Origin of the sequence: Micromonospora craterilacus, from assembly GCF_003236315.1 — a bacterium.
GTDB classification, from domain to species: domain Bacteria; phylum Actinomycetota; class Actinomycetes; order Mycobacteriales; family Micromonosporaceae; genus Micromonospora; species Micromonospora craterilacus.
In genome coordinates, this window is record NZ_POTY01000261.1 from 1 (window position 1) to 9,485 (window position 9,485).

The 9,485-nt window shown below is 72.1% G+C and carries 8 protein-coding genes; 3 read left to right on the forward strand and 5 right to left on the reverse strand.

From position 1 onward, the window contains the following. Positions 1 to 122: 122 nt before the first annotated feature. On the reverse strand, positions 123 to 743 hold the full coding sequence (locus C1I95_RS28590) for a DedA family protein (RefSeq protein WP_111218455.1): 621 nt from the start codon (positions 741 to 743) through the stop codon (positions 123 to 125). A 135-nt stretch (positions 744 to 878) separates the two neighbouring features. Between C1I95_RS28590 and C1I95_RS28595 the strand changes: the two genes are divergently transcribed. Next, positions 879 to 3,224, forward strand: coding sequence for a lysylphosphatidylglycerol synthase domain-containing protein (locus C1I95_RS28595; RefSeq protein ID WP_111218457.1), 2,346 nt, complete (start codon positions 879 to 881; stop codon positions 3,222 to 3,224). A gap of 83 nt (positions 3,225 to 3,307) precedes the next feature. Beyond that, complete coding sequence (locus C1I95_RS28600; protein ID WP_233513947.1) at positions 3,308 to 4,447, forward strand: YncE family protein; 1,140 nt, start codon at positions 3,308 to 3,310, stop codon at positions 4,445 to 4,447. Between the two features lie 47 nt (positions 4,448 to 4,494). Here the strand turns inward: C1I95_RS28600 and C1I95_RS28605 are convergent, their stop codons facing one another. Further along, the gene (locus C1I95_RS28605; RefSeq protein WP_111218461.1) at positions 4,495 to 5,295 is read right to left on the reverse strand and encodes a polysaccharide deacetylase family protein; all 801 of its coding nucleotides are present in this window, start codon (positions 5,293 to 5,295) and stop codon (positions 4,495 to 4,497) included. Then, positions 5,283 to 6,407: an MGDG synthase family glycosyltransferase gene (locus tag C1I95_RS28610; RefSeq protein WP_111218467.1), complete on the reverse strand. Its 1,125-nt coding sequence runs from the start codon at positions 6,405 to 6,407 to the stop codon at positions 5,283 to 5,285. The genes C1I95_RS28605 and C1I95_RS28610 overlap by 13 nt, the downstream gene beginning before the upstream one ends. Before the next feature lie 323 nt (positions 6,408 to 6,730). On the opposite strand from C1I95_RS28610, the gene C1I95_RS28615 reads away from it, so the two are divergent. Beyond that, positions 6,731 to 7,426, forward strand: a complete 696-nt coding sequence (locus C1I95_RS28615; protein ID WP_111218463.1) for an SDR family NAD(P)-dependent oxidoreductase — start codon at positions 6,731 to 6,733, stop codon at positions 7,424 to 7,426. Positions 7,427 to 7,447: 21 nt separating this feature from the next. Here C1I95_RS28615 and C1I95_RS28620 read toward each other — a convergent pair whose 3' ends face one another. Then, positions 7,448 to 7,828, reverse strand: coding sequence for a YccF domain-containing protein (locus C1I95_RS28620; RefSeq protein WP_111218465.1), 381 nt, complete (start codon positions 7,826 to 7,828; stop codon positions 7,448 to 7,450). 61 nt (positions 7,829 to 7,889) lie between these two features. Next, positions 7,890 to 9,485 (reverse strand): cellulase family glycosylhydrolase (locus C1I95_RS28625; protein WP_111218469.1); only part of this gene is annotated, 1,596 nt, incomplete at its 5' end.

A 9,485-nucleotide genomic window follows, 5' to 3' on the forward strand; every position in this document is an offset into this window, starting at 1 on the left:
TCGCGGCATGGTCCACGTCGGTAGCGTCAGGGACTGGTCGGGAAACCTCGCCGCGAGGTGTCCCGACCAGTCCCTGACGCTACCGACGTGGACCATGCCGCGAGGCCGATTGCCGTCATCGGTCAGTGGTCCTGGCGGGCGCGGCGCGCCCGGTGGCGGCGCCACACCGCCAGCACCGCAGCGAGCAGGACCACGGCGAGCAGGGCGTGCGTGCCGATGCCCAACTCCCGTTCCAGGTAGTGGAGGGATGCCGCGCCGAGGTAGCCCAGCAGCGCCACCGCCGTCGCCCACACCAGCCCGCCGGCGACGTTCGCCCAGCCGAACGCGGCCCGGCGCATGCCGCTGGCCCCGGCGATGATCGGGACCACCGTCCGCAACACGGCCACCCACCGGCCGACCACCACCGCCGCGGCGCCCCGGCTGGACACCAGCCGCCGCGCCCGGTCGAGGTCCACGTGGCGGCGCGCGACGGCGGGCGCGTGGGCCAGCACCGCCGGTCCGTAGCGCCGTCCCAGCAGGTAGCCGATCTGGTCGCCGATGCACGCACCGGCCGTCGCGGCGGCGATCACCGCCCACAGCGGCAGCCCGCTGCCGTGCGCCACCACCCCGCCGACCAGGACCGCGGTCTCGCCGGGCACGACCAGCCCCAGCAACGTCGAGGACTCCAATGCGGGCAGGAGGAACACCAGCGCCAGCACGACCACCGGCGGCAGCCCGGTGATCAAGGCCAGCACCCAGTCCATCCTCTGATTGTGGCGTTCCGGCCGGCCCGGGACCCGCCGATTGAACGGCGGAAAACCGCCGAGCGGCACCGGGCGAGCCCGTAGGGTTCGACTCGACAGCAGGCCCACGACCGCCTCCGGGGAAGGCGAGGACTGGTGGTATCCCGGACGCACCGCCCGTCGCCCGCGTTGCTGGTCAGCCTGGCCGTCTCGGCCGGCCTGCTGGTCGCGTTGAGCCTGCTGGTACGCCAGCATCCGGTCGCGGCGTGGGAGCGGGACCTGTTCACGCTGCTCAACCGCCTGCCGGCCGGTGTGACACCGGTGCTGGTCGTGATCATGCAGGTCGGCTCGTACCTCGCGGTGTTCGCCAGCGCCGCCCTCGCCGGCCTGCTGCGGCGGTACGCGCTGGCGCGGGACCTGCTGCTGGCCGGCAACCTGGCGTACTGGCTCGCGCTCGCCAACAAGGCCGTGGTGGCCCGGCAGCGGCCGGCGGCCCTGCTGGCCGACGTCACGCTGCACGACACGATCACCGGCTCGCTGGGCTATCCCTCCGGGCACGTCGCGGTCACCACCGCCCTGGCCCTAGCGGCGGCGCGTGCCGTGGGTCCCCGCTGGCGCCGCCTGCTGTGGGTGACCATCTTCGTGGTCGCCGTGGCCCGGATACACGTCGGCGCGCACCTGCCCGTCGACACCATCGGTGGGCTCCTGGTCGGCTGGCTCGCGGTGTGCCTGACCCGGCTGATGGTCGGGGACGTGGGCCCGGAACGGTCCGCCGGCGGCCTGCGCCGGGTGCTGCGGCACCGCGGCTTCGACGTGGTACGCCTGGAGCCGCTGACCGGCGACGCCCGTGGCTCGTGGCCCTGGCTGGCGGTCACCGCCGACGGGCGGCGGCTGTTCGTCAAGGTGACCGGCGGGCAGCAACGCGACGCGGACTGGGCGTACAAGCTCTACCGGCGGCTGCGCTACCGGCACGTCGCCGACGAGCCGCCGTACCTGAGCGCGAAGCAGCAGAGCGACCACGAGACGTACCTGACCCTGCTGGCGGAGCGGGCGGGCGTCCGCGTCCCGGCGGTGGTCACGACCGCCACCCTGCCCGACGGCGACGCCGTGCTGGTGCAGGAGTTCGTCGACGCCGCCCCGCTGGACTCGATTGTCGGGCCGTTGCCGGTCTCGGCGGTGGTGGACGTGTGCCGGCAGGTGGCGCGGCTGCACCGGGCCGGCATCGCGCACCGGGACCTGCGGGCAGCCAACATCATGGTCGGCGGCCGGGTCGTCCATCTGGTCGACTTCGGGTTCGGCATCGACGGCGCCCCGGCCGACCAGCAGGCCCGGGACCTCGTCGAGCTGCTGGTCACGCTCGCCGGCCGGGTCGATCCGGCGACCGCGGTCGGCACCGCGATGGCCGAGATCGGTGCCGCGCAGGTCGCGGACAGCCTGCCGTACCTGCAACGGCCGGTCGTCTCCCGGGCCGGTCGTGACGCCCTGCGGCGGACACCCGGCCTGCTGGAGCAGGTACGCGAGGAGATCCTGCGCCGCTGCCCGGAGCGGGAGCCGCGGCTGGCCCGGGTGGTGCGGATCTCCCGGCGCGGCATCCTGCTGCTGGTCGCGCTCGGCCTGCTGGTGTACGTCCTGCTGCCGCAGGTCGGCGAGGTACGCACCGCGCTGCACCTGATGGTCCACGCGCACCCGCTGGCGCTCGTCGCGACCGCGCTCGGTTCGGTCGCCACCTACCTGCTCAGCGCGCTCGTGCTGCGGCTGGCCTCCGCCAACCGGATCCCGTTGGGGGAGGCCAACATCGTGCAGGTGGCCGCGTCCTTCGCCAACCGGCTGGCCCCGGGCAGCGTCGGTGGTGCCGCGTTGAGCCTGCGCTACCTGCACCAGAAGGGGTTCAGCACCGCCGAGTCGGCCACCGTGGTGGCGGTCTCCCGGACGGCCGGGGTGGTGTCGGTCGCGCTGCTGCTGCCCGTGCTGCTGCCCTTCGCACGCCAACCCACCCGTACCGTCGAACACGCCGCCACCGGCAAGGCGCTGCCGCTGCTGCTCGGGGTCGTGGTGGTCCTGCTGGCCGCCACGGCGGTGCTCTCGGTGCCGCGCCTGCGCCATCGCGGCCGTACCGTGGCCCGGCAGAGCGTCGGTGCGCTCCAGGCCCTGACCCACCAGCACCGGCTGACCCTGCTGGTCGTGTCGGCCGTGGCGCTCACCCTGGCCTACGGCCTCAGCCTCTACTTCGGGTTGCTCGCGGTCGGTCAACCGGTCAGTCTCGCGCTACTGCCCCCGGTGATCCTGGTCTGCGTGGTCGGGGAGGGCGTCGCCTCCGCCGCGCCCACGCCGGGCGGCCTGGGGGCCACCGAGGCGGCCCTGGTCTCCGGGCTGCTGCTCTACGGCGTGCCGATCGACACCGCCGTCGCCGGTGTCCTGATCTACCGGCTCGCGACGTTCTGGATACCCGCGCCGATCGGCTACGTCGCGTTGCGCATGCTGACTCGCCGACACCTGCTGTGAGCGTCCCCGTTGCGGATAGCTGACCGGGCCCAGGAAAAGACGCCTAAAATGCCGGAATGAGGCGAAATCGGAGGATTGCCCTCGTGGTGCTACTGCTCGCCGGCAGCGGCTGCACCGCCGCCGAGGAACGGCGACAGCCACCCCGGACGCCGCCGGCCGCCAGCCCGTCGCCGTTCGGCCCCCTGGTCGCGGGAATGCCAACCTACTCGCGGGCGGGAGACGTGTACGCGGGGGCCGGCGCCGACATGCTGGCCGACCAGGTACGCGACGACAGGGCCCTGGTCTACGTGCCGAACACGCAGAGCAACGACGTGTCGGTGATCGACCCGAACACGTACCAGGTGGTGGAGACCTTCCCGGGTGGCCCCGAGCCGCAGCACGTGGTGCCGTCGTACGACCTGCGGACGCTGTACGTCGCCTCCAGCAAGATCCCGGACGGCGGGCTCGTGCCGATCGACCCCCGCACCGGCAAGCCCGGCGAGTTCCGGAGACTGGAGGACGTCTACAACCTCTACTTCACCCCGGAAGGCAAGCAGGCGATCGTGGTCGCCGAGGCGTACCAGCGGCTGGACTTCTACGACCTGGGCAGCTGGGAGCGGGTGCGCTCGAAGCGGTATCCGGAGTGCGCGGGCATCAACCACATGGACTACTCGGCCGACGGCAAGATCATGTTGTTCAGCTGCGAGTTCGCCAACCGGATGATCGTGCTGGACACCGTGAGCCTCGACAAGCTGCGGGAGTTCACCCTGACCGAGACCTCCGACGGGATGCCGCAGGACACCCGGCTCACGCCGGACGGGCAGCACTTCCTGGTCGCCGACATGCACGCCCACGGCGTGTACGTCTTCGACGCCCAGGCCACCCGGCAGACCGGCTTCATCCCCACCGGCCGCGGCGCGCACGGCATCTACTTCAGCCGGGACAGCAAGCTCGCCTACGTCACCAACCGGGACGCCGGCAGCATCACCGTCCTCGACCTGGCCACCCTCAAGCCGACCGCGACCTGGAAGATCCCCGGCGGCGGCAGCCCGGACATGGGTGGACTGTCCGCCGACGGCAGCAAGCTGTGGCTGTCCGGCCGCTACCACAACGAGGTCTACGTGATCAGCACCCAGGACGGCAAGCTGCTGGCCCGGATCCCGGTGGGCCGGGGACCGCACGGCCTGACCATCTGGCCGCAGCCCGGCCGATACTCCCTCGGCCACACCGCGAACATCCGCTGACGCCGCCGGCGGCGGGTCGCCACGTCCGCGCCCCCGGCGGGTCGAAGTCACTGCCGGACCGCCAGCAGCTGCGACACCGTGACGAACTCGTAGCCGCGCGCCCGCAACTGGTCGATGATCTCGGGCAACGCGCGCAGCGAGACCAGACGATGCCTTTCGCCCACGTCGTGGGCGAGCAGGATGGTGCCGGGTTGCATGTCGGCGATGATCCGCCGCGCCTGCCCGGCCGGGTCGCCGGGGAAGTCCGCCTCCTGCATCTGCTGCGACCAGAGCACCACCTGATACCCCATCCGGACGGCCGCCGCCGTGGTGCTGCCGGCCAGATGGCCGTACGGCGGGCGCAGCAGTCGTGGCTCCTGCCCGGTAAGCGCGACCAGCTCCCGGTGGGTACGCGCCAGGTCCTCGCACGCCTCCTCGTACGAGAGCCGGGCCAGGTCGTGGTGCGCCCAGCTGTGGCTGCCCACCTCGTGCCCGGCGAGCCGGCCGCGGACTAGCTCGCCGTGCTTGCGGGCCCGCTCGCCGACCATGAAGAAGGTGGCCGACACGCCGTGCTGATGCAGGGTGTCGAGCACCATCGGGGTCCAGTTGGGCCCCGGCCCGTCGTCGAAGGTGAGCGCGACGAGCTTGCGTTCCGTCCGGACCAACCAGTTCATCTCCAGCCGGCCGCCGCCCAGCAGGTCGGGGTGGCCCGGCACCACCGCGCTCGCCGCACCGCCGCGCACCGGCAGCTTCCGGTCGGCCACATCCGCCGCCTCGGCGAACCCGACCACCCCGAGCCCGGCCCCGAAGGTGACCAGGGCGCCGCCGCGCAGCAGATCCCGGCGTCGGCTGCGCCTCAACCCGGCCATCCCCACCCCACCGGCGGGATGGCCTCGGCGACGACGGAAGCCATGTCGACCCGGTCGTCCGGGCCGGCGCCGGCGTCCCCGGCCCGCGCCATCAGCTCGGTCAGCGTCGGCCGCAGCCGCTGCGGAGAGGCGATGTAGCTGGTCAGTGCGGAGCGGCTGAGGACGGCGGCGTTGGCCCGGCCGTGCCCGGGGATGGGCCGGTAGGTGATCGTGGGCCGGCCGGAGGCGAGCGCCTCCTGGCAGGTGAGGCCGCCCGCGTTCTCCACCACCACGTCCGCGGCGCGCATCAGGGTGGGCATGTCGTCCACCCAGCCGAGCACATGCCCGGGGAACCGCCGGAGCCGGCGGTAGAGCCGCTCGTTGCGCCCGCACACCACGACGGGCTCGGCGCAGCCGGTGGCCAGCACCTCCGCCGCGGTCCGCGCCACGTCCCCGATGCCCCAGGAACCGGCGACGATCAACGCCAGCCGGGCCTGTTCGGGCAGCCCGAAGCGTTGGCGGGCAGCCCGGGCGGTCAGCTCGGCCGGTGCCGCGAAGCGGGAGTTCACCAGCGGACGGACCACCCGCACCGGGCCCGCGCCGCCGGCCACGGCCTGTTGCCGGGAGAGCTCGTGCACGACGCAGTACAGGTCCACGCCGTGCGAGATCCACGTCGGGTGCACGGCGAAGTCGGTCACATACGTGACCAGCGGCGCGGTGATCAGCCCGGCGGTCCGCATCGGCCCGAGGAGCTGGTTGGCGAACGGGAAGGTCGTCACCACGGCCCGGGTGTCCGTCGGCAGCCGGCCCAGCATCCGGCGGACCGCTGGGCGCAGCGTGGCGCGGAGCAGCTCCACCGACGACGGCGACCGGCCGGTCGCGCTGAACAGCGCGTCGTAGCACCACGGCAACCAGCGCAGCAGGCCCCGGTAGGTCTCCCGGACCGTGGTGTTCAGCGGACGGGGGAGCAGCGACAGGAAGTTCAGCCGGTCCACCCGCAGGCCCCGGCCGGCCAGCCGGTGCGACAGTTCGTCCGCGGCGGCGTCGTGTCCGGCCCCGATGTCCGCCGACACCACCACCACCCGGCCGGTGCTGTCCCGGCCCGGCACGGGGGGCCGGATCCGGCCGGTCAGCCGTCCGCCGTCGGTGCGGCGGAGCGCCGGCCGCGTCGACCCGCCAGCGCCCGGACCTGCCCTTTCCGCCTCCGGCGTGCACTCCGTCACCGGGCGCGCATACCCGCCCCGGCGGATCTCAGTCCCGTCCGTGCCCCGCGGCGTCACATCTACTGCGCTGCCACCCCGCGGGCCTCGTTTTCCCGTCGTCCACGAATCCATGCGGCGGCGGGTCCCGAGGCGTACGTCCGGACCCCGACGGTCTTTTACCGAGCAGGTCGGACCGGGTGTGAGGGCCGCACAAGTGGGAAGGCAGCGCCCGCTCCGGTGAGGCGGTGAGGGTCATGGCTGGCGGAACCTTCGTGGTGGTGGGTGGCACGAGCGGGCTCGGACTCGCCGTCGCCCGCCGGTTGCTCGGTAGGCAGCGGGTGGTGGTCGTCGGCGACGAGCCGTGGGAGGTCGCGGCGGTGGCCGACGAGCTGGACTGCCCCGGGGCGGCCTGCGACATCACCTCCTACGAGCAGGTGCGGGAGTTGTTCGCGGGGGTGGTCGAGCGGTACGGCGTGATCGGCGGGGTGGCCCACTGCGCCTCGGTGTGGGCCGGGGGTGACCTGCTCGACCTGAACCCGGAGCGGATCCGGCGGGCCGTGGAGGTCAACGTGCTCGGCACGACGTACGTGCTGAAGGAGGCGCTGCACCACCTGACCCGGCAGCGCCAGGGCAACGTGGTGTACGTCGGGGCGCTGGCGGTGACCAGGTCGCGGCCGGGCATCCCGGTCTACCGGGCCACCAAGAGCTACGGCGCCAGCCTGGTCGAGTCGCTGGCCGAGGCCCAGCAGAGCAACCGGGTCAAGGTGATGCAGCTGCATCCCGGACCGATGCCGACGCGCCTGCAGGAGCGCGCCGGCGCCGAGTTCCTCGACGAGGTGTACGCCCAGCCGGAGCAGGTCGCCGCGGAGGTCGTCCGACTGCTGCTGCTCGCCGCCGACGACCTCTACGTCAGCGGCGAGCAGGTGCTGCGCGCGGACGGCCGGTGGTGACGGCCGGCCGAACGCCGTGAGCTACGGCGCGGGTACGACCTCCTGGCCCAGCGGCCAGATCGCGGCCGGGACGAGCTTGAAGTTGGCCACGCCGAACGGGATTCCGATGATGGTGAGGCAGAGGCTGACGCCGGCGACGATGTGGGACAGGGCGAGCCACCAGCCGGCCAGGACCACCCAGATGACGTTGGCGATGCCGGAGGCCACCCCGACGCCCGGCTTGGGCACCAGGGTGCGGCCGAAGGGCCACAGCGAGTACGACGCCAGCCGCAGCGACGCGACCCCGAACGGGATGGTGACGATGAGTACGAAGCAGATCAGCGCGGCGATGCCGTAGCCGATCGCCAGCACGATGCCACCGCCGAAGATGAGCCACAGCACGTTCAGCACGAATCGGATCATGAGTCCATCATGACGGCCGGGCGCCACCGGCCGCCCGGTGGCGGCCGGTGGCGCGGGCGGGTCAGCCGGTGACGCCGGTGACGTTGCTGCCGGACTTCGTGACGCGGTAGGTCACCTGCGCACCGCTCCAGAAGTGGAAGGTGAGGGTGACCGGGGCGGCGTCGCGTACCTCACCGAAGAAGGTGGAGGTCAGGCTGATCCGGTTGCCGGTGTAGTCGGGGGCGAAGGTGACGTCGAACTCCTTGAACGAGGTCCAGTTGTGCGGGCCGGCGTTGCTGCCGTCGGCGTACTTCGCCTCCATGGTGGCGAGCTGGTCGCCACGGAACTGGGTCGGGACGGCGAACGAGCCGGTCGATCCGGTGGCGTTCGACAGCACCGGCGTGTCGTAGGTGATCACGTCGATCCGCCACGGGACGCCGGCGGAGAACCGGGCCTGGAGGCTGGCGTTGACGCCGTACGCCCGGCTGCCGACCAGTCGGGTCAGCGCGCTCGCGGTGATGGTGAGCTGGTTGCCGGAGACGGTGTAGTCGGTGCCCTGCGCCAGGTTGGTGCTGCCCTGGCGCAACCCTTGGAAGGTGGTGCCGTTCAGGTTCAGGGTGAGCGACTTGGCGGTGATCGAGCCGGTACGCGGCACGTACACCTGGTCGGACGAGGCCGTTCCGGACCGGGTGGTCCAGCTCGACTTGATCTGGGCGAACAGCTCGGCGTCACGCCACTGGAAGGTGGTCCGGTTGAAGTGCTGGCCGTTGTCCCAGAGCTGGGTGGTGATCTGCCGGCTGCGGGCGTAGTGGCCGAGGAACTCGAAGAACTTGAGCTTCTCGCCCTGCTGGATGGTGCCGGTGTGCCGGTCGAAGCCGAGCAGCCCGTACTCGCCGATGACCACCGGGATGCCTCGGGTGACGAAGGCGTTGTAGACCCGGTCGAAGGAGTCGGTCAGGTCCTGTTGGGTGGTCGCGTCGAAGCGGGTGCCGCCGGCGACGTTGACGCTGAACGGCCAGTAGCCGTAGAAGTGCACGGTGGCGATCAGGTTGCGGTCGTTGAGCTGGCTGATGGTGGTGGCCAGTTCGTTGACGCGGGGCTGGTCGGCCGAGGTGTGCAGGGTCGGCAGGACCAGCATCCGGGTGGCGTTGTTGCCGCCGGAGGCGCGCACGATCCGGTGGAAGTTGACGTTCAGCTCGTTGAGCAGTTGCGCGTTCTGCGCGTCTCCGGAGCTGTTGGCGAACTGCGGCTCGTTGACGCTCTCGAAGTGCAGCCTCGGTGAGGCGTCCCGGAAGGCCGCGGCGATCTGGGTCCAGAGCGCGTTGTAGCGGTTCAGGACGGTGGTCCGGTTCGTCGGCATCTCGTGGATCCACTGCCACGAGTCGTGGTGAATGTTGATCATCACGTAGAAGCCGTCGTCCAGGGCCCAGCCGACGACCTCCTTGATCCGGTTCAGCCAGGCCGCGTCGATGGTGTACGACGGTGCCGGCCCGTGGTGGTTGCTCCAGGTGACCGGGATCCGGATGCTGTTGAAGCCCTGCGCCCGGATGGCGTCCAGCTGTGCCGCGGTGACCCGGGGGTTGCCCCAGGCTGTCTCGTCGGCACCGACGGCGTCGAAGCTGTTGCCGAGGTTCCAGCCGGGCTGCATCGCGGCCACGTACGCCATCGGGTTACCGGC

Coding starts and splice junctions, on each gene's coding strand:
- C1I95_RS28620 (WP_111218465.1), bottom strand. CDS start 7,828: ATGATCCGATTCGTGCTGAACGTGCTGTGGCTCATCTTCGGCGGTGGC.
- C1I95_RS28605 (WP_111218461.1), bottom strand. CDS start 5,295: ATGGCCGGGTTGAGGCGCAGCCGACGCCGGGATCTGCTGCGCGGCGGC.
- C1I95_RS28615 (WP_111218463.1), top strand. CDS start 6,731: ATGGCTGGCGGAACCTTCGTGGTGGTGGGTGGCACGAGCGGGCTCGGA.
- C1I95_RS28590 (WP_111218455.1), bottom strand. CDS start 743: ATGGACTGGGTGCTGGCCTTGATCACCGGGCTGCCGCCGGTGGTCGTG.